The sequence below is a fragment of the Pseudomonas sp. 21LCFQ02 genome (genome assembly GCF_024129895.2).
Taxonomy (GTDB): Bacteria; Pseudomonadota; Gammaproteobacteria; order Pseudomonadales; family Pseudomonadaceae; genus Aquipseudomonas.
Window position 1 is genome coordinate 4,619,072 of sequence record NZ_CM178749.1, and the last position, 19,784, is coordinate 4,638,855.

Sequence of the window (19,784 nt, forward strand, 5' to 3'; positions counted from 1 at the left end):
GATGCTCAGCGCCGCGCCTGACGCAATACCCCGGCGAGTTGCTCAAGGGCCGCCGGCACATCCTGGGTCCAGTCCAGCGCATAGCTGATGCGTAGCTGCTGGCGGTGCAAGCCGCTGAGGCTGAACAGCTCGCCAGGGGCAATCACCAAGCGCTGACTCAGTAGAGTGTCGAATACCTGGCGCAGGTCCACACCCTGTTGGGTCTGCGTCCAGATACCACTGCCGCCAGCAGGTAATTCATAGCGCAACCAACAACCCAGGTGCTTGTCGAGCAGTTCACCCATGCCTTGCATGCGCTGCTCAAGCAGGTGACGCAAGTCCGCCAGGTGCTGGTCCAGGCGGCCGCTGTTACACAGCCGGGCAACGGCCTTCTGGCGAATCGGCGGCAAGTCAAAGGCGCGCAGCAGAAAGTACTCCTGCCAGCGCTGGTCGAACTGTTTACACAGCAGATAACCATAGGGCGCTTCAGGGCCCAGCGCCTTGTCGAAACTGCCAAGGATCAACAGCCGTTGCGGGTCGATCAACTCGCGCAGCGGCGGGCCATTGCGCTCAAAGGCCAGTTCGCCATGGCTGTCGTTCTCCAGTACCCATATCCGATAGCGATTGAGCAATTGCGCCATGGCCCTGCGGTTGTCGCCAGGTTGCAGCGTGCCCCTGACCGGATTGATCGTCGAAGGCAGAATCGCCAGGCTGACCGAATGCTCCAGCAACAGGTGATCCAGATCGGTCAGGTTCACCCGGCCGTCGTCGGCCAGCGGCATTTCCAGTACCTGGACGTTCAGCGACTGCAACAGCCGCAACAGCGTCCAGGTGCACGGTGACTCAACCAGCACCGTGCTGCCGCCCAGCTGCAGCACCTGAACGACCGCCTTGAGCATGCCGAGCAAGTCCGGGCCGATATAAACCTGCTCGGCGTGCCAGCAATCCCGAGTGTCCCGGGTGTAGCGGGCCGCCAGGGCGCTGCGCAGTTCCAGATCACCAAACGGTTGAAAACCGCTGTCCAGGGGGCGCGGGTACTGACGCACCAACTCGCGCTCCATGGTTTGCAGCGCGCTTTCCAGCGACAACAACAGATGCGGCTCATCACCCGAAAGCATGGTGCAGCCGGGCCGCCGCACATTACGGTACAGGCGTTCAAGCACGCTATGGCCTTCGCCGGCCAGTTCATCTTCAAAACTGCCCGGCACCGCGTAATAGCCTGACTTGGGCACCGAGCAAATGCGCCCTTCCTGCTCCAGCAGCGCATAGGCACTCTGGATGGTCGAAATCGACACCCGCAGGCGCCGGGCCAACTGGCGCAGCGACGGCAATTTGAGCGTCGAGTCGGTTTGTACCTCATTAATCAGGCGTACGAGATAGCGATACACCGCCTGATAGGCGAAATCGTCTTTTTCTTTCATGACAGGCCTTCCGGCAAAGGGATTGAATCAGGCTGAGCGAACGCGTCGCCGTTCAGGATCGGCCGCGCGTACGCGAGCGATGATCGAGTCGGCGGCAGCGAAATTGACCCGCGACTTGCCGTACAGGCTTTGCAGTTGCGCCAGGGTCAGGCCGCTGATATCCAACAACCACTGCACCACCTGATCGGCAGCAGGCTGGCCGGACAGTGCTCGATGCAGGTCAGCCACCGCCACCAGCATGCCGGGATGGCAAGTGCGCAGAAACACTTCCAGGCCCAGGCCTTTGTCAGTGAACGGCGAGAACAGCATGCACACCAGTTGCGCCTCGTTCAGCCCGTACGCCTGTTGGGCAAACTCAGCGGCCAGCACACGCCGCGCCTCGATACGTGATTCGCCGTGATAGGCACTGAGCGCCTGATCGATCAGACGTGCCGGCACCTGTTTGTTGCGCATCTGGCGTTGCGCGTGCTGTAAGTAGCCTGCAATACCATCGGCATAGTCACGATGCTCGACAAACTGCGCACGTAGGCCCTGCATATGCGCCATCAGCAAGGGGTTGGCGCAGTCCGACTCACTGAAACTGAACGCCAGGTCATCGAAGCGAAACTCTAGAAACTCGGTAAGCAAGTTCCAGTGCTCATCGGCCCTGCCGGGAAACAGGTCGTTGAGCGGCACCAGCACCGGCGCCAATGGCTTGTCTGGTGGTGTCAGCGGCTCAATTGCGTGTGGCTCGCCATGCAACGCTTCGCGCCAGTCCTGACCAAGACCGTGCAGGCTGCGCATGACACTCTGAAAAGTCTGGTTGCGCCAATGCCCGGTGTGTTCGCCGCGGCCTTGCGCCAGACGCATCAGCCAGGTGATGTACTGCTTCTGCTCTTTGCGTGGATCGCCGCTGGCCACCGCGCCCACGCCCTCCCCCCAGGTCAGGGCGCGCGACAGCGAGTCCGCCAGGTTCAGGTGGCAACTGTCGCAGAAGGTGCTGCGCCCCTCGCCCGCCGACAAATGCCCGGCCAGCAGCATATCGGTACGGTTTTGCTCGCGACCGGCGCTGGAGAACGGCAGGTCCGGCTCAAAGGCGTGCACATACTGGTTATCAAACACCAGCATCTCGACGCGCGGATCATCGTAGAGAAACAGCGCCGAATAGGTACGGTGAATATTGCCCAGCACATCGCTGCTCAAACCGCTGTGGCGCATGGTCGCCACGCGCAGATTGAACGTGCCCGGCGCCCGGGTGCAGATACTCAATTGCGCGGCGCGCAACAGTGCCAGGCTGTAGGCGCTGTCTTTGCCGCCACTGAACGGCAGCAGAATCCTGAACTGGCTGATCTGCTCCAGCCCGCCCGCGGCAACAATCAGGCGCTGGATCAGCAACTGCAGGGCTGTGCGCTCGGCGCGGGTCATGTAACCGAGCAGGCGCTGCAACACCTGCTGGTAGACATAATTCATCGCTTGCTCGTGAATGTCGCTCATCATCATTGTCCCGCGCTCCAGGAGATTGAAACACGAAGCTGCTGACTGTTGGTCTTGTTATCAAACATGGCTCGTTCCCTGAGTAATAATTCTCAACTCATTATCGGGATCGTCTGCACGATTACAAGCAACACTGTTTTATCCAAAGATGGACAACCCGCGACTATTAAACGATACAAATAAACAACAAGCATTTATAGCGCGCGTTTGTTATTCATTTAAACATGATCAGCAGCACATGCCACAAGCCGCGCCGCTCAAGCGCCTGACGGCCAAGCCGGCAGATCTCTGGAGCAGGTGGACTGGATTATCGATGATCGCCAGACAGGCAAAGGAGTTTAAGCGCGACAGACAATGACAGAAACATGCCTGATTGCGTAGCGAACTTTCCTACAACAAGACATGTAACCCGTAGGAGCTGCTTTAGCAGCGAAAGATTCTCAACGATATCTTCGCAGCTGAAGCTGCTCCTACAAACAAGAGAGGGGAAAGATTCAAGCGTCAGCCAACTCCAGTACCGCACGGCCACCAATCGGACAGCCATCCATATAACGGTGCGCCTGGGCCACCTGCTCGAATGGGAATGGACGGACCGCCAGCGGTGTCAGCACACCATCGGCCGTCAACTGGTTGATATCACGCAGCGCACGCTGCAGCGCCTCATTATCCGGATCGATGCCCAGTGCCGGCTTGCCAGTGAAGTTGCCCAGGCAATGCAGATAGAACTGGATGTTCTTCTGGAACGCCGCACACGCGGGGAATGGCGTCTGGTTGCCGCCCTGCAGCCCATAAAGAATCAGGCTGCCGCGTGGCGCGAGGACATCGCCCATGATCGACATCTGCGGGCCGCCCATGCCGTCGAACACCACATTGACACCTTTATTGTCGGTGTACTTGTTGACCGCCATGAGCAAGTCCTGCTCTTCGGTGACCACCACCTTGTCGGCACCCAGCGCCAGCAGATACTCGCGAGCATCTTCGGTCTTGGTCGCGGCAATCACCCTGGCACCGAGGGCTTTGCCCAATTGCACGAAGCACGGCCCGGCACAGTGGCTGGCATCGGTGACCAGTACGGTCTGACCCGGCTTGATACGCGCCAGATCCACATAGGCAAAATAGGCAATCAGCAGAGGCGTGTAGTGCACGCTGGCCTGCACCGGGGTCAGCACATCGGGATACCGGACCAGGGCCGAGCGCGGCAGGACAATCACCTCGCCATACACTGGATGCTGATTAGGGTCGGCGGATGGAAAGCTTGCCACCGCATCGCCCAGCGCGAGGTCTTCAACCCCTTCACCGAGGGCAGTGACCACACCGGCCATTTCCTGGCCGATCCCGGCCGGTAGCCGCGCCGGAGTACACGCCAGATTCTGCCGCCAGAGAACGTCGTACCAGCTAATGCCGATGGCCTGGACACGCACCTGCACTTCACCGGGCGCAGGCAACGGGTCCGGGTGCTCTTCAATCTTGAGCACCTCGGCCGGGCCGAACTGGTTGAAACGGATCGTGCGGGACATTGAGAACCTCGCCTTATGAACCTGAATGCCCTGCACTTTATCCGGGCTTTTCCGGCAGGACCAGTCAGTGGCTATTAATAGTCGACATGCCTGTCATTGATTCGTCATTGGACCGCATGATGCAGCGGATGACTCAAAGGCGGTCATTGTGGCATCCAAATGCCACATTGCAACCGCCTGCACAGTTGATTCTTGCCACACCGACAATAATCCAAGGCTTACCTGATGATGGCTTTTACCCTTACTATGCGCACCACAGCATGTTTGCCCGACGCCCCGCACCGGGTACATCGACCACCGTTCCGAGCCCCCACGTATGAACCGCAACGACCTGCGCCGCGTCGACCTCAACCTGCTGATTGTCTTCGAAACCCTGATGCACGAACGCAGCGTGACCCGCGCCGCGGAAAAACTGTTTCTCGGTCAACCGGCGATCAGCGCCGCCTTGTCGCGTCTGCGCGGGCTGTTCGACGATCCGCTGTTCGTCCGCACCGGGCGCAGCATGGAGCCCACCGCCAGGGCCTCGGAAATCTTCGCCCTGCTGTCACCGGCCCTGGACTCCATCTCAACCGCGGTCAGCCGCGCTTCGGAATTCGACCCGGCCACCAGCAACGCGGTGTTCCGGATCGGCTTGTCCGATGAAGTGGAGTTCGCCCTGCTGCCGTCACTGCTCAAGCGCCTGCGCTCCGAGGCGCCCGGCATCGTGCTGGTGATCCGGCGGGTCAACTACTTGTTGATGCCGGCATTGCTGGCTTCAGGGGAAATATCTGTCGGGGTCAGCTACACCAGCGACCTGCCGGCCAACGCCAAACGCAAAATCCTGCGCAAAAGCCGCCCGCAACTGCTGCGCGCCGACTCCGTGCCTGGCCCGCTAAGCCTGGACGACTTCTGCGCCCGACCGCACGCTCTGGTATCGATCGCCGGCGACCTGACCGGTTTTATTGACGAGCACCTGGAGAAACTGGGCCGCAAACGCCATGTGGTACTGGCCGTGCCACAGTTCAACGGGCTGTCTACCCTGCTGGCCGGCACCGACATCATTGCCACCGTGCCGGATTATGCGGCCGAAGTGCTGACGGCCAGTGGCGGGGTACGGGCCGAGGATCTGCCGCTGGAGTGCCAGACCTTTGAACTGCACATGGCCTGGCGCGGCGCGCAGGATAATGATCCGGCGGAGAGATGGTTGAGGTCGCGGATTCAGATGTTTTTTGGGGATCCGGATAGTCTTTAGGCGTCGTAAGGCAGGCTGTTTAGCTGATCATTTCTGCCTTTCCACAAACCATGGAGATCCATTCACTTCCAGTGGATTGCTACATTGGGGGCACATGTGAGGGCATGCTTGGGATGGTTTGAAAAGGATGCCCCCAGCCTGAGGCCAAGCAAGCTATTGATGAGGATGGGTGGACTGAGGGAGATATGAACCCTCGGCCCTACCCCGTATCAATGGCCGAGCCGTAGTGAGCGCACCACCCACCACGCTAGACAAATGCGTGCAAATGTAAAAAATTATGATGGCACAATGCCTCGGAAACCGGCAATATCCACACGTTCCCAACGGATTTGAAGGAGCGCTTCCGATGACATGGCCAGTCACGCTGAAACTCGACAGCGCAGCCTACCCGCTCAGCGTGGTGCAACGCGCCGCTTATTCCCTGGCCAACACTGTCGCGATCCAGGTCGGTATTGAAACCAATCAGATAAGCCTCACGGCCCACCCCGCTGAAGCAAGGCTAACGCTTTCCCCGGAGCAGGCTCACTCGCTGATCCTCCAGCATCTGAACGACTTCGCCCTACGCGACCATATCAACCGCGAAACAGCAGGGTTGCGCGAAGTCCTGGCCCGAGCCGCGCTCGCTGGATGTGGGGTTTCGCAGTGACACTGATAGCGACAGACGCCAAGCACTACCGCTTGCTGCCTTTTCGATTCATGCGCATGAACACGGGACATGACCGTGACATCCTACTCACCTCTGATACCGGTGAGTACATGCACGTGAACGACGCGCAATTACGAGCCCTCAGCTACTTCGACGTTCAAGCAAGTACGCCTTTTTACAAGGACCTGCTGGCCCGCCACTTCATCTACGAACCAGGCCAACACGACCCGTTCCCGGAAATGGCTGCGCAGTATCGCAGCCGCAAGGACTTCCTCTTCCAGGGCCCAGCACTGCACTTGTTCGTAGTTACATTGCGCTGCAACCACACCTGCCAATACTGCCAGGTGTCGCGGGCTCCTCTGGGAGGATCCGGCCACGACCTGTCGGAAGAGGATGCACAGGCGGCGATCGATCGCCTGTTCGAATCGAACGCTCCCGCCCTGACTGTGGAGTTTCAGGGTGGCGAGCCGCTTCTGGCCTTCGAGCGCGTCCGCCAGATTGTCGAATGGATCGTTGAACGGAACGTGGTCGAACAACGGGATATTCAGTTCGTCATCACCACCACGCTGCACCACCTGACGGAGGAAATACTCGACTTCGCAGAACAAAATCACATCCAGTTTTCGACCTCGCTCGATGGGCCGGCGCCCTTGCACAATGCGAACCGCCCTACCCCGTCACGAGACTCCTACGAACGCACTGTAAAAGGCATCCAATGGGTCCGTGAGCGCCTTGGCCATGATGCAGTTTCCGCGTTGACCACGCTGACTTCAAGAAGCCTCGAACAACCTGAAGCAATCATCGATGAGTATGTAAGCCAGTGCTTCTCCAGCATCTCGCTTCGGCCTCTGAGCCCTTATGGATTTGCCACCAAGAGTGTCCATCGACTTGATTACCCTATTGAGCGATACCTGGCCTTCTACAAGAAGGCACTGGCCTACTTGCTGCATATCAACCAACAGGGCGTTTACCTCTCAGAGAGTTATACGAGCTTGTTGCTGAAGAATATTCTGACACCCTTCTCCTCCGGCTATGTAGACCTGCGCTCCCCCGCTGGCGCAGGCACTGCGGCGCTGGTCTACAACTATGACGGTTACGTCTATCCCTCGGACGAAGCCCGAATGTTGCTGGAGATGGGTGAAGACGGCTTGAGGCTCGGCACCGTGCAGCAACCCTTGTCTGAATTACTCGCATCGCCCGTTATGAATGCGTTGCTCGCCAGTGGTGTAGCAGAAGCGCTGCCGGGCTGCTCCGACTGCGCACTTGTTCCGTACTGTGGTGCTGACCCCGTCGAACACTATGCCCGCCAAGCTGACCCGATCGGACACCGAGTGTTCAGCAGCTTCTGCAAGAAGAACATGGGGCTGCTGAAGCATCTTTTCGGCCTGCTTTGCGATGGTGACGACAACGTGCAGAGAGTGCTGTTGTCTTGGTTGAACAGGCGCTCTTACAACGATGTCCCGCTCCCGGGTTACAGGGGCTGATGGCGATGCTGCGCAAAGATACCCACTTTGAAATCCATCACCTGAATGAGCCGAAATTGCTCAAGGTCATCACTCTGGATGAGTTCATCGAACAAGGCTTGGTTGTTTGTGCCGGAAGCGCTGAGTTCGGTGACCTGCTGCTTTGGCTGCCAAACGAAGAACGGCTACGGAGCCCGCATCTGCTCTCATTACCAGTGGGAGGATTCCTGATCCCGGAGCCAGTGATCGGCGACTTCGACAGCGCGCGGCCATACCTGCACACCCCCAAAGATGCGGATGTCGTGCAGCCCGGCGATGTCATTGCCATCACACCAGGCAGCACGTTGGTGCGAGTGCTCTATCGACGAGGCTCAGACAGCAACCTGCTGTTCATGACCGATCGTTGCAACAGCCTCTGCCTGATGTGCTCGCAGCCGCCCAAAGATATCGATGACCGTTGGCACATCGAGGAGAACCTACGGCTGATCGACCTGATGGACTCGGGCGAGGAAAATCTGGGAATCAGCGGCGGAGAACCAACACTTTATCGCGACGGCCTGCTTGAAATCCTGGCCAAGTGCAAAGCCGTTTTGCCACAGAAATCCATTCATGTACTCAGCAACGGGCGTCTGTTCCAAGACCCGAGCTGGATCGCAGCGCTCTCTGCCATCAGCCACCCTCAGTTGAGCTGGGGCATCCCCCTGTATGCCGACAATGCCGAAGACCATGACCATGTCGTGCAGGCTCCAGGCGCGTTCAGCGAAACCCTGCAAGGTCTTTACAACCTGGCGCGCGCCAACCAGATCATCGAGATACGCGTGGTACTCAATCGCCTGACCACGCCACGCTTGCCCGAGCTCGCCCACTACGTGTTCAGGAACCTGCCCTTCGTGCGGCATGTTGCGCTGATGGGTATCGAAAGCACCGGCCTGGCCAGGAAAAACTACGAAGAACTGTGGATTGACCCGCTGGACTATCAAGAGTCGTTGAGCCAAGCCGTGTATTTCCTGTTCAACCGCGGAGTGCCGGTTTCGATCTACAACTTGCCCCTGTGCCTGATCCCGGCCCACCTCTCGCGTTTCGCCCGCCAGAGCATCTCGGACTGGAAGAATCTGTTCATCGATACCTGCCAGCAATGTGCTGCCGTCAAACATTGCTCTGGCTTCTTCAAATCCCACACCGACCGCTGGCAGAGCCGCGGCGTACAACTACTATCGACCGAGGCCTTTAGCGCCTATGCAAGGAGTGCACAGTGAAATTGCTCGACCGCTGGAAAGTCCTGATCAGTGGGATCAGCCTGCTGCCAATAGCAGGTACCACCCTGGCACAATCGGGCCATCTGCCACTCGCCGATGCAAACTGGCAACCCAACGACAAGCTACAGCCTCCGGTATTTGCCGATACGCTCAATGCGCCAAACACCGTCAACATCTATGCGGCGCATCGCTCGCACAGTTCTCACCGGTCCCACAGCTCGCACAGTTCTCACTACAGCGGCTCAGGTGGCTATAGCGCACCTCGCTACTACAGCCCACCCGCTACTAGTACCCGAGGCTACAGCGCGCCGAGTGCTTCGAGCAGCCCTCCAAGCAGCAACAGCATTTATCAGTCGTCTGGCACTACCAGCGGGATAAGTTCGAGCACTTCTAAGAGTCGCGCGACCAATGAGCAGAAAAGCAATCTGGTCACCCGTGTGCAGACCGCGCTTATGGTGCGCCAGTATTACCAAGGCTCCATTGATGGGGTGATGGGCAAAGCAACACGTGGGGCGTTAATGGCCTTTCAGATGGACAGTGGGCTGACCGTGAATGGCCGGATGGATACACCATCGCTGAATGCGTTGGGTATCAAGATTCCATAAGTCGATTCAGGTTAAAGCTCGCGCCCGTTCAGCAACGAAGGAACTATCCATGCAGCACATCACTCAAGTCGACAACACTCTCTGGGCATTGATCAGCCGCCTGCAAGGCAAGGAACTGCAAACACCGTCGCGTAGCGCCCGTTTCCGTATCACGACCGTTGACGCAAATCGCGTTGTGATTGAGACCGGATCGAAAGACTCGCAGTTGGCGCTGACTCGAACAGCTTTCCAGCAAACGCTGGACTACCTCGCCGGTAACAATCATTTCGGCCAAGCACAAGCTGTGGAAATCAGCTCCAACCATACGTACGAAAACGCCGGTCCACTTTGCCAGGCGGCTCGTTACAGAGCAGAAGGCAAGCCGGGCCGTACCAACATCACCTACATTCTGCCGATTCTGGAGCAGTGCCAGGCAGTCGGCATCCGGTCAACCACCCCAAACAGCACTTGGCTGCTGCCCTGAGCCGCTCCTGATATCTTTACAAGGACGCCAACATGTACGCCAAAATGGACACCTTCCGCCCCAGCAGTGCCGCGTCGTTCGATCAACCCTGCAAGGTTACGATCGACATCGAGTTTATCACCGTCTCCTATGACGACGCGGGGCAGACCTGGCAATACCGAGGCCAGGCAAAAGGCCCGGGGCATTACGAACTGCAAGCAGAAGGCTTCGACGGCAGAGCAACGCTGCACCGCTTTGAAGGCTCGAATGTGCTGGACGGCACTTGGGTCGAAGACGGAGTACGCGGGATGTGGCGAATTGTCTGCCAGCCGATTGATTCGCCATTCGTGCCCACATAAATAAGCTGAACTCGTGGTGGTTTGATGGGCCGCCACGGGGTCATCCACCTCAACTGGCAAAACAAGACGTACATCAAGGTGGCCAAGCATTGCTATCCGCATGGATTTTAGAAGCACTGAAAAAAGTTCAAGGATGAAAATGATAGCTCTGAAAGCAAAACTGCTCACCAAATTCCTGCAATATTCCGTATCCCAGCGGTTCTATCTCGCCTCGGTAGTTACGTACCTCATCACGATTGCAGCTTCCCTATACACGGGCACATCCGCGCTTACCATCGGGACGACGGTCGCGGCTGCATTGATAATCTGCGGATTCATTGCCTGGTGCATCCCTTTCGCCCGCTGGCTCCATACAGCATGGGATAAGCCATTCACCAAAACGCCCATCATCATTATGCATCTGCTTGCACTGCTGGTATCGACAGCATGCGCGCGTTTCGCGGTTGCCGAGACGTTAGGGCTGCCCCCTCAAAGTTTTGATCTGACAGTCGGCTTTCTCGCGTTGCTGTTCTACATTCCATCGTGGCTGCTTGTGGTGGCAATACTCCTTGGTCTGACAGCAGTGCTGATCATGGTCATCGCGATGATCAGCCTGCCATTTGAAGCAGCCTGGCAACATATAACCCGCTTGGCCGCGCTCCTCGGCTTTCAAGCTAAATTCAAGCAATCGCGCAGTATGATCATGTTCCATGGTGCAGGAGCACTGATCATTAGCGTGCCATTTGCCATGAGCTACGGCTACCTTACCGACAACTTCAATCCGGCCTTCAAGGCCGTGACCAAAGTCATTGCACTACGAAGTGATTTCCACAAGACCCCTAACTATCCCGACGTGCGGACTGGAGAATATGTGCATCCATTGGAGAATGGCTTTATCGCTTACGCCCGCGAACTAGAAGACAAAAGTGTCATCATTGGCGTTCGTCTACAGCCTGCCGAGAATTATGATGTCGTCGTGTCAACTATTCCGCCTCTCAAGGTTGCAATAGCAACCATGGCAGAACACGTCAAGCAATCCCCAGCGCTGATTTGGCTGCTCAGTAACACTGCTTCAGAAACTAAGTCTGACTCGATGCTGCGTTAGGCCTGGTTGCCGAGCCAGCAGGACAGCAGCTTGAGACATCAGTGGATGAGTCAAGGCGCATCAGTTGCTCTCCACCGATCCATTTCTTACAGGGGCATAGAAGAGCTTAAGCGACGGAATCTGCATCTTCCAGCCCTGAATCTCCAAAACCCAAAAAACCGCCAATACAGATAAACGGCTTCAAAAAGACAGTGGAGGAAAGGCTTTGATCTGGTACGGACTACCAATAGGACAAATTAAGACGTTGCGGCGAATGATGATGCATCCGCTCGACTTTGACCCAATAAGTTACATTGAGAAAACCCTTCATGAACCTGACTCTCATCCCTCGAAGGAAACGCTGATTCTGGCTAGTGAGTTCAACAGGCTTAGAGAAAAGTTACTGCCTTCACTGGGCCAGATTCATTCCGATCTAGCGAATAGCGGACCATTAAACCTTGAAAACACCACAGCAAAGCCTAGGCCACTAGAATACAAATTCTTAAAGACCAGCCTTTCAGAACCACTCAAACAAGCGCTAACCATTAAAGCTTGCGATGGCATCAACATGCAACTAGACAGGATCTCTGACTCTCTTAAAATAAATGAATATCACGGCACAAAGCCGAATGAAGGCCTATATGACATTATTAGGCTTTACTTTCTTAGCGAGGTGCTTTTTCTTCTGCTATCAAAAACCGCATCCGCGACAAAGCAGGGTAACTCAATCGAAGTCAGACCATCCTCCCATGAAGTCACGAAGCAATTGCATCGAAAGTGGTTTGCTAATCAATGGGAGCAAAATAGCTGCGCAGCCAACATAGCTTATCTTGACATGATTCCTTTAGGCTTCGATAAGCATTCCATGTTCCCTTTGATTATAAAGGCGCCGGGCGAAAAACTTACAGACAAAATATTTTTTGTTCCCGAAGGGGAACTACCATATAAAATTCAAAACCTTCCAAGCATACAATGGGCTAGAAAGCTTTGTAAGCTTGCAGTTCTTTGCTCATGGTGTCAGATCAAGAACGAATTGAATTACGCACCCAATCAGCTCATCAGCAAGATAGGTATAACAACAGACGAAATTCAAAAAATCGAAGAGTTCTCGGAAAAACAGCCAAGACCTGACCGGGTGTTCGATGTCACCAGCAAAGGAATATCCATTAATAACCCCAGCATTACAATACAGCTTCGGCATACAATCAATTATCTCGCCAACAAGATTTCTGACGAGAAATTAAACCATGAAATTGGAATATTTTTCGAAAAAAGGTGTGTGTTTGACTATTTTTTCCGTGAAGACATCAAGAAAAATTACTGCGCATTTGAAGGCTTTGTACCTCATGAACTCGGTGAGAAAAATCTTAACCCTGACGTAGACCTGATAATCAAAGACATAAAGCGAAATCAATATTATTTTACTCAGGTTAAATATCTTCGAACAGGCGGCAGAGCCTATATTCTTGGGGATAGTGACCACCTCGTTACCGACAAAATAAATAAAGGCCTTCGACAGCTGACTGACGCTAGACTTGCACTAAAGGAAGGAAAACTCGACGAAATACTTAAAAGAAAAGGAATATACGACTGCACCAACGAGAACTCACACCTCCTTCTAATTCATAATATTTTTAACTTTGACTTCACAATATGGCCACAAGGCGTGATTTCGTACGAATGGAATACGCTCAGGAACGTATTAAATAATGGAATGGTACGATTTAGCCATAGCCAACAAGCTTTAAAAACTTGGCAGCATGCAAATGTTCTTCCACTTGAAGACCCTGATCAGCTTATAATGCACTACATTAAAAACTCCCCTGCACAAATTGCATGTTCCATCGGCACAATTTTTGATGCTGACAATATTGTAGTGCAAACGGAGATTAATGGAATCGAAATTCGTTGCAGAGGCCTCGGGCTTTGACTCAACCACGACAGCCAAGCATTGCCTGGCTTTTATTGATCGTAAGCGTTCCATAAACCCCAGCGTGTAAACGATGAGGCGGTGCGTCAGCGATGTTTCAATGGTTTTTCTGAAGCACCACACTAAGTGTTCAGTCTCTGAGAGTTATGAGTCCACCTTCGTGTTACGCACTGGTTACGACCCGGACATCTGAACCGGACACGTTCTTAATATAAGAGTAACTGGTGCCGAGGACAGCAAGCTGATCAGCGGAGATTTTCGCTGCTGAAATGGCGGGCTGTACGATCACGAATCTGAAAATCATCTCGTGGTCGTGGCACTTGTTGCGAAGCAGCTCCAAATCCATTGGGTCACCCTTGAGGATTCTGTCGAACCCTTTCGGCAGCGATTGCTGGTACCGTCCCATCAATCGATTGAAGAATTTTTCCTCGGTGTGCAGCCACTTCACCGATCGTGAGGCCTGGCCGCAGACCTCATAGACATCGTTCACACGAGCGCCAGGTCGAGCCTCTCCATCTTTTTGGGGGCAATACTTGCAGTGGTAAAGGTCGACAAAGATTGCGTCTTTGCTCTCTTTGATTGCCACCAAATCCGCAATCTCACCTGCGCTATCATCGTTGAAAATGAATGCATAGTCGTCCTCGATTCGGCTGTAGGTGAACCCTTGGACGGTGTCCATGTTACGAGTTGCTCTCATGGACTCGCTGTGAATCTGAGTGGTCCCCCAGTCCCAAGCCTCAATCAGCGCTATCGGAAGCTTCAAGTCCAAACTATTGGGTGTGTAGAACCGGTAATTGCCCTCGATCATCGAGCCGTCCACGGCTAGCAGGACCAAAGGGTTCATATCCAGGTACTGCTCGAACGAGCTCTCTTCGGCGAAAATGATCTTGACCCCAGGGCAGGAGACTTTGTAGCTGTCGTTCAGTAACCGTATCGTGATGTCAGGCAACAGACGCTCCGTGCCATCTACTGCAATGGCGATGAGGGGCACTTCTAGTGTCGGGTCATCTCTTCGCCGAGGCTTGCCAAGCTCGACATCAAGCAGGTTGAAAATCTCACCGTTGAACGCTAGCGAAATTTTCTGCTCGTTTTCGATCGCAATGGACTCTGGCCAATCAGCATAGAAAAGTCCCGTTGGCCAAGCCCCTTCGATCTTCTCCGAGCGAATCACATCCTTGAGCACTTCAGAAGGGTTGATCGAGGCATCGTTGAGTTTTTGCGAGGCACGTTTGCACCACTCAATCCAGTAAATGATGCTGGAAGAGTTCATCTCCCAGATCTTCCCTTTGTGAGAGCAGCCAACGGTGGTGCGCTGTCCATCTTCATAGCCCGTTGCGAAGATGTTGGACTTTTTCGCAGTGCCGTTCTCGATTTCACTGATGACGGTATTGATGTCCCGCCCGACGTGCATCGTGAATCTCAGATCCTTGCGTGTCCTGGACAGCCCCACGTTCTGCAGCTTCATGAGCTTGATGTCGTGCAGGGTTCGGAAGGTAGACTCACCGTTGATTCGCCTGGCATCCTTGGCAATCAAATTCAAAAAACGCGTCGCTTGCGACTCATCACCAGAGGAGTGAATGAAGAGCGTCTTGTCGGGCGCGTGGTAGTACGCCAGGTACAGAATCCAGTTCGTGTCCACAATCGCCGAGGTCTGAGCCCATCCGACGGGTGTTTCTCGTCGGGTCACCATGATGATGGTGTCTGAATCGTCGTTGATAGAAAGGAACTGCAGCGGTTCTTTCTTCTGGGAGAAGTGATCCGCTTTTTCTGGCCGCCAATGGTCGCGCTCCACATGGTAGGCGATCGCACTGATCTTCGGGTTTGGGTTCAACCCGAAGATCTCCTCGGAGTCGGCATCATCCGGGAACTGTTCAGTGAACGCCTCTTTTTCGATTTCGCGGGCGATCTTGTCTTGGCTCACATCTCGAATCACGGCGCTCCAGTCGGCACTTTCCTTGTAAAGCACTGCCATCTGGTAATCGACTTTCTGGTTGGCAATGTTTGAGACGAATTTGGCGTCGCCTAGCGTGTCATCAACCCGGGTTAGCCGACCGATGAACTGTAGCGTGACGGCCGGACTGCGATGCTGGTCGTGAATAGCCGCGATTTTCAGCTCTGGCAGGTCGAAGCCTTCGCCCAGCATGTCCACGCATACGATGATCTTGTATTTCTTCTCGACAATTTCACCCAGCAGTTTGACCCGATTCGGCACCTTGCTGTGGATGAGAATGGGTGAGAGGTCTTCATGCTTTTTGTAGAGCTCAAATAGGGCTTCAGCACGTTTTTGCGATCGTGCACGTACCATCAGTAGGTGGTTAAAGCCTTGCTCTCGATCGCCTCGCAACAACTCTACCGCCTTATCAGCAACCACTTGGTCAGCCAACTCGAGGTTGTATTCGCGCACTGGGTGAAATTCGATCGACTTGAAGTAGCCATCGATCTGCGCATCCTTCAACGGGTAGTTGTAGATAATCTTGCCTTCAAGGGGCTGATTGTCCTCCCTGAAAGGCGTGGCAGTGAACTGCAGGCATGGCTTCTCTTTAAACGCGGTTTTCACCCGCCCCCATGTCATGGCGGCCACATGATGGCTTTCATCGATGATCAGGTGGCTGCAGAGCTCAGCCAAGGCTTGGAGGGACTCTGTGTCGAATCGCTGCAATGCTTGCGGGGTAGCGACAATTACATTCGCCTCGGCAAGCTGTTGGACATCTTCAGCCGACATTCCTGAGCCGATCGCCCTAACCACAGGGTTAAGTGCTGTGGCAGAAACAGCACCGATCTCCCGAAGTTTTTTCAGCCCGAGGCATTTTTCGACAAGCTGGGAACGCAAGGCATCTGACGGGACGAGCACCAATGTCCTTGCCAACCGCCCTGCGATAAGCAGACCAAGCATGGTATCGGTCTTGCCGGTACCCGTTGGCATCACGATCGTTGCCGTCGTGGCCGGAGACATCACCAAGTGGCCCAGTGAAGCGTATAGGGCGGCAAGCTGAGGCTTACGCAAACCCGGCGTATTGGTATCCCGGACTGCCAGGTTGAAGTTGAAGAGGTGTTGCTGCCAGCTTTGATATACGTCTAAGTACTTCCCTGTAGCATCGACCATTGCGCTCACCAAATTGAATGTGAGAATCAGCACCGATTATTAAATGGCTACATGCTATCAGTGAACATCATTTCAGGTGTCCCCCGAAAAGCAGTGCTCAAACGCGCCACGCCCTCTGCCTTCACCAACCGACTATCGATGCCAAACAGTCCAATCTGAGATGAAGGTACACTGAAAGCCATCCGAATCCATCTTGGTCTATTTAAGAAATCGCCATTCGCGATCACTCGCAAAACTGATGCCATTGGGGGCAAAATTGGGGACATATTTGATATTTTTCCGCCTAAAAATACCGTCCTAGAGCCTAGTCAAAATGTTTTTTGGGGATCCAGATAGTCTCTGACCTACACCTCCCTGCCATCAAACGTTGCCCACCTGGATCACGAACACGCCGTACCCTTCCGGCGGTCGTATCGAACAGGTGTCCGTGCTGTGTAGCTCAACCTGGCAACGACTTGAGGCGTACCTGGTGAGACGTCGTATCGTTGCCGGGTTAACTCCTGATCACGGACGGGATCAAGACGATTTGGCAAACCGGATCAAAGATGCAACGCAGGCTTGGGCTGGCCAACGCCATGGCCAGATGGAACCCGGACCCGCAGCGCAATCAGCAGCGCGGCCAGCAGCATCAGCACGGCCGCTGCGACGAATACGCCTGCGCTGCCACCGAGGCTGAATACTGCACCGCCAGCGGCGGCGCCTGTTGCGATGGCGGACTGCACAGATGCCACCACCATGCCCCCGGCGCTTTCCGCCTGATCAGGGACTGCACTGGCAACCCAGTTCGACCACGCCACCGGCACACCGCCGAATGCCAGGCCCCAGACCGCCAAGAGTATCGCCTGCCCCGCCACCGAGGCCGGTAACAGCACCAACGCCAGTGCTGCAATACCGACCAGCGCGGGCATCAATACGAGCGTGGCCAGCGGGTGGCGCTCCAGCAGCTTCCCGGCCAACAGCGTGCCGGCGAAGTTCGCCACACCGAAGCCCAGCAGCATCAGTGACAGCCCTTGCGGGCCGATGCCGGTAGTCCCTTCAAGCAATGGCCGAACATAGGTGAACATCGCAAAGTGGCCGCTGTGCACCAGCACGCAACCGAACATGCCCATGGCAATGCCCGGACGCTGCAACACCTCGAGTACGGTGCGCAGACGTGCCGGCCGGCGCGGCGCAAGGGGCGGTAGAGTGAACAACTGGAACGCCAAGGTCACCATGCCAACCGCCGCCGCTGCAAAGAACGCGCTGCGCCAGCCATACAACCCGCCCAGATAGCTGCCCAGCGGCACGGCAACGACTGTCCCGATGGCAATGCCGCTAAAAATGATCGACAGCGCCCGTGGCAACAAAGCGCTCGGTACCAAGCGCATCGCGACCGCCGCCGCCATGCTCCAGAACCCGCCAAGGGCAATGCCCAGCAAGATGCGCATCAACAACAGCACCGCGAAGCTGGAGGAAACGGCAACCAACAGATTGGAGGCTACCATCAACGTGGAAAAACCCAGCAACACCCAACGCCGGTCGATGCCACGGGTCAGGCCTGGCACCAACAGGCCGGCGAACAGCGCGACGACTGCTGTCACCGTTACCGCCTGGCCAGCCAGCGCTTCGGACACGCCAAGGTCAGTCGCCATCAGCGTCAACAAACTGGCCGGAAGGTACTCAGCGGTCAGTAACCCGAATACCCCCATTGCCAACGAAAAGACCGCCAGCCACGCGGGGGTCGCAGGCTCCACCTCCAAGTCGACGCCAGGATGGCGGTCGGGTACGGCATTACATACACAGTCAGTCATCGTACGGATCTCCCAATCTTCATTACGAGCCGAAGTCTAGGCCTCCGAATCCGGATGATCTATGATTGAAAATCTCTATTTTTTGACCAAAACACCTGAATGATGCCTGCAGATCAGTTTGCTCTTTCTTCGGACCTCATTAACGAACTGTTGCGCGGCATGCGCCTGCGCGGCGTCGAATACCGACGTATTCAGGCAGGTCCTACCTTCGGCTTGGGCTTCACGGAAAAACCTGGGCACGCCTGGTTCCACTTCATAGCCGTCGGCAATGCGGTGCTGCAAATGGAGGATGGCACCCACTACGCGCTGTCTGCCGGCAACGCCGTATTCATCTCCCATGGCGCAGCCCATCAACTGCTTTCCCACCCTGGCGCGCCGGTTCTAGACATCAACCGCCTGGACGGCGCCCCGCTCGGTGACACCGTCAGCGCAGTGGATACCGGAGCCGATGCCAGCCCCACGCCAAGCACTACGTTGTTCAGTGGTTGTATGGAGTTTGAACTGGGCAGCATCCATGGCCTTGGCCAGCTGATGCCGGGCGTGATGCTGATTGATGCCGGCGGCCAGCGTTACCCCGGTTTGGTACCGATCCTGGCAACCATGGAGCGCGAGGTTAGCAGCGCACGGGTCGGCTTCGCCGGTATCCTTGCGCGTTTGGCCGACGTGGTGGCTGCGATGGTCGTTCGCGGCTGGGTGGAATGCGCCTGCGGCAATGCTTCAGGTCTGGTCGCCGCCTTGCGGGATCCGCGCCTGGCCGGTGCACTGCTTGCGCTCCATCAACAGCCAGGCCGCGACTGGACCGTTGCGCAGTTGGCAGCGCACTGTAATACCTCACGCTCGGTGTTCGCGGAGCGCTTCCAGGTGACAATTGGCATGGCCCCGCTGCGCTATGTCACCGAACTGCGAATGCGGCTTGCGAGCCAGTGGCTGACCCTCGAAAGGCTGCCGATTGAAGAGGTAGCGCAGCGTTTGGGCTACACATCGCAGGCCGCATTCAGTCGTGCCTTCAAGCGCATTACCGGCAAAACCCCTGGATTAAGTCGTAAGGTGAGGCAACCCGCTGTTACTCGCAACCGAGCGCAAGTCGTTGATGATCCATGCCTATGACCCATTCACGACTCCAAATCCAGAGTGATTGTCCGCGCATGGATCAACGATGAGAACACCTGAGGTCAACTGACGGCCGGATTGGGGTTTCTGCGAAAAAATCACAAACTGATAGTTTTTGCGAATATCACTGCCCTCATTGAACCTGTACCGTTGCCACTGAAGTTTCGCCCTCCTCGCCAGCCACCTTATTGGCGTCAAAAAATAGAACTAAATATCTCCTCAACAATTCCCGAAGGCCTGCCGATAGAAGTAACAAGGTGTTACGAGCGCAGATCCTCTTGTCTAAACGCTGGTTTAACAAGGCAGGATCCTACAGGGCAGGTTGCGACGTAACGGTTAGAGCATGAAGCGCTTTTGCTGTTTACTTCACTGAGAAAAATTTATGTCTATAAGAAA

At 55.6% G+C, this 19,784-nt stretch carries 15 protein-coding genes; 10 read left to right on the forward strand and 5 right to left on the reverse strand.

Annotated features, from left to right (window positions below; genetic code table 11):
• Nucleotides 1-5: 5 nt before the first annotated feature.
• The 3 genes from NJC40_RS21015 to NJC40_RS21025 all read right to left on the reverse strand — a co-directional run bounded on the left by NJC40_RS21015 (nucleotide 6) and on the right by NJC40_RS21025 (nucleotide 4,390).
• Nucleotides 6-1,400: an aminotransferase-like domain-containing protein gene (locus NJC40_RS21015; RefSeq protein ID WP_045491556.1), complete on the reverse strand. Its 1,395-nt coding sequence runs from the start codon at nucleotides 1,398-1,400 to the stop codon at nucleotides 6-8.
• Between the two features lie 27 nt (nucleotides 1,401-1,427).
• Nucleotides 1,428-2,873, reverse strand: a complete 1,446-nt coding sequence (locus tag NJC40_RS21020; RefSeq protein ID WP_253142910.1) for a hypothetical protein — start codon at nucleotides 2,871-2,873, stop codon at nucleotides 1,428-1,430.
• Between the two features lie 494 nt (nucleotides 2,874-3,367).
• Complete coding sequence (locus NJC40_RS21025) at nucleotides 3,368-4,390, reverse strand: zinc-dependent alcohol dehydrogenase family protein (RefSeq protein WP_045491558.1); 1,023 nt, start codon at nucleotides 4,388-4,390, stop codon at nucleotides 3,368-3,370.
• Nucleotides 4,391-4,706: 316 nt separating this feature from the next.
• Between NJC40_RS21025 and NJC40_RS21030 the strand changes: the two genes are divergently transcribed.
• The 9 genes from NJC40_RS21030 to NJC40_RS21070 all read left to right on the forward strand — a co-directional run bounded on the left by NJC40_RS21030 (nucleotide 4,707) and on the right by NJC40_RS21070 (nucleotide 13,385).
• Nucleotides 4,707-5,621: a LysR family transcriptional regulator gene (locus tag NJC40_RS21030; protein ID WP_045491560.1), complete on the forward strand. Its 915-nt coding sequence runs from the start codon at nucleotides 4,707-4,709 to the stop codon at nucleotides 5,619-5,621.
• 346 nt (nucleotides 5,622-5,967) lie between these two features.
• Entirely contained in the window at nucleotides 5,968-6,267 is a 300-nt protein-coding gene (gene hxsD / locus NJC40_RS21035; RefSeq protein WP_045491561.1) for a His-Xaa-Ser system protein HxsD, read from the forward strand.
• Nucleotides 6,264-7,751, forward strand: coding sequence for a His-Xaa-Ser system radical SAM maturase HxsB (gene hxsB, locus NJC40_RS21040; protein WP_045491563.1), 1,488 nt, complete (start codon nucleotides 6,264-6,266; stop codon nucleotides 7,749-7,751). The genes hxsD and hxsB overlap by 4 nt, the downstream gene beginning before the upstream one ends.
• Nucleotides 7,751-8,986 carry a His-Xaa-Ser system radical SAM maturase HxsC gene (hxsC, locus tag NJC40_RS21045; RefSeq protein WP_045491564.1) on the forward strand — a complete coding sequence of 412 codons (1,236 nt, stop codon included), beginning with the start codon at nucleotides 7,751-7,753 and terminating at the stop codon, nucleotides 8,984-8,986. Before hxsB ends, hxsC begins: the two co-directional genes overlap by 1 nt.
• A complete protein-coding gene (hxsA, locus tag NJC40_RS21050) occupies nucleotides 8,983-9,591 on the forward strand; it encodes a His-Xaa-Ser repeat protein HxsA (RefSeq protein WP_045491565.1) in 609 nt (202 codons plus the stop codon). Before hxsC ends, hxsA begins: the two co-directional genes overlap by 4 nt.
• 49 nt (nucleotides 9,592-9,640) lie before the next feature.
• The gene (locus NJC40_RS21055) at nucleotides 9,641-10,054 is read left to right on the forward strand and encodes a hypothetical protein (RefSeq protein WP_045491567.1); all 414 of its coding nucleotides are present in this window, start codon (nucleotides 9,641-9,643) and stop codon (nucleotides 10,052-10,054) included.
• Nucleotides 10,055-10,086: 32 nt separating this feature from the next.
• The gene (locus NJC40_RS21060; RefSeq protein ID WP_045491569.1) at nucleotides 10,087-10,392 is read left to right on the forward strand and encodes a hypothetical protein; all 306 of its coding nucleotides are present in this window, start codon (nucleotides 10,087-10,089) and stop codon (nucleotides 10,390-10,392) included.
• Between the two features lie 139 nt (nucleotides 10,393-10,531).
• Entirely contained in the window at nucleotides 10,532-11,476 is a 945-nt protein-coding gene (locus tag NJC40_RS21065) for a hypothetical protein (RefSeq protein ID WP_253142911.1), read from the forward strand.
• 259 nt (nucleotides 11,477-11,735) lie between these two features.
• Nucleotides 11,736-13,385, forward strand: coding sequence for a hypothetical protein (locus NJC40_RS21070; protein ID WP_253142912.1), 1,650 nt, complete (start codon nucleotides 11,736-11,738; stop codon nucleotides 13,383-13,385).
• Nucleotides 13,386-13,548: 163 nt separating this feature from the next.
• Here NJC40_RS21070 and NJC40_RS21075 read toward each other — a convergent pair whose 3' ends face one another.
• A complete protein-coding gene (locus NJC40_RS21075) occupies nucleotides 13,549-16,488 on the reverse strand; it encodes a DEAD/DEAH box helicase (RefSeq protein WP_253142913.1) in 2,940 nt (979 codons plus the stop codon).
• 539 nt (nucleotides 16,489-17,027) lie between these two features.
• Entirely contained in the window at nucleotides 17,028-18,278 is a 1,251-nt protein-coding gene (locus NJC40_RS21080) for an MFS transporter (RefSeq protein ID WP_253142914.1), read from the reverse strand.
• 102 nt (nucleotides 18,279-18,380) lie between these two features.
• Between NJC40_RS21080 and NJC40_RS21085 the strand changes: the two genes are divergently transcribed.
• On the forward strand, nucleotides 18,381-19,385 hold the full coding sequence (locus NJC40_RS21085; protein WP_045494800.1) for an AraC family transcriptional regulator: 1,005 nt from the start codon (nucleotides 18,381-18,383) through the stop codon (nucleotides 19,383-19,385).
• Nucleotides 19,386-19,784: the final 399 nt, after the last annotated feature.

Bases quoted from the DNA above. Each gene is read 5' to 3' on its own strand.
- hxsD (WP_045491561.1), top strand. From the start codon at position 5,968: ATGACATGGCCAGTCACGCTGAAACTCGACAGCGCAGCCTACCCGCTC.
- NJC40_RS21065 (WP_253142911.1), top strand. From the start codon at position 10,532: ATGATAGCTCTGAAAGCAAAACTGCTCACCAAATTCCTGCAATATTCC.
- NJC40_RS21025 (WP_045491558.1), bottom strand. From the start codon at position 4,390: ATGTCCCGCACGATCCGTTTCAACCAGTTCGGCCCGGCCGAGGTGCTC.
- NJC40_RS21015 (WP_045491556.1), bottom strand. From the start codon at position 1,400: ATGAAAGAAAAAGACGATTTCGCCTATCAGGCGGTGTATCGCTATCTC.
- NJC40_RS21020 (WP_253142910.1), bottom strand. From the start codon at position 2,873: ATGAGCGACATTCACGAGCAAGCGATGAATTATGTCTACCAGCAGGTG.
- NJC40_RS21080 (WP_253142914.1), bottom strand. From the start codon at position 18,278: ATGACTGACTGTGTATGTAATGCCGTACCCGACCGCCATCCTGGCGTC.
- NJC40_RS21030 (WP_045491560.1), top strand. From the start codon at position 4,707: ATGAACCGCAACGACCTGCGCCGCGTCGACCTCAACCTGCTGATTGTC.
- NJC40_RS21070 (WP_253142912.1), top strand. From the start codon at position 11,736: ATGCATCCGCTCGACTTTGACCCAATAAGTTACATTGAGAAAACCCTT.
- NJC40_RS21055 (WP_045491567.1), top strand. From the start codon at position 9,641: ATGCAGCACATCACTCAAGTCGACAACACTCTCTGGGCATTGATCAGC.
- NJC40_RS21085 (WP_045494800.1), top strand. From the start codon at position 18,381: ATGCCTGCAGATCAGTTTGCTCTTTCTTCGGACCTCATTAACGAACTG.
- NJC40_RS21075 (WP_253142913.1), bottom strand. From the start codon at position 16,488: ATGGTCGATGCTACAGGGAAGTACTTAGACGTATATCAAAGCTGGCAG.
- NJC40_RS21060 (WP_045491569.1), top strand. From the start codon at position 10,087: ATGTACGCCAAAATGGACACCTTCCGCCCCAGCAGTGCCGCGTCGTTC.
- hxsC (WP_045491564.1), top strand. From the start codon at position 7,751: ATGGCGATGCTGCGCAAAGATACCCACTTTGAAATCCATCACCTGAAT.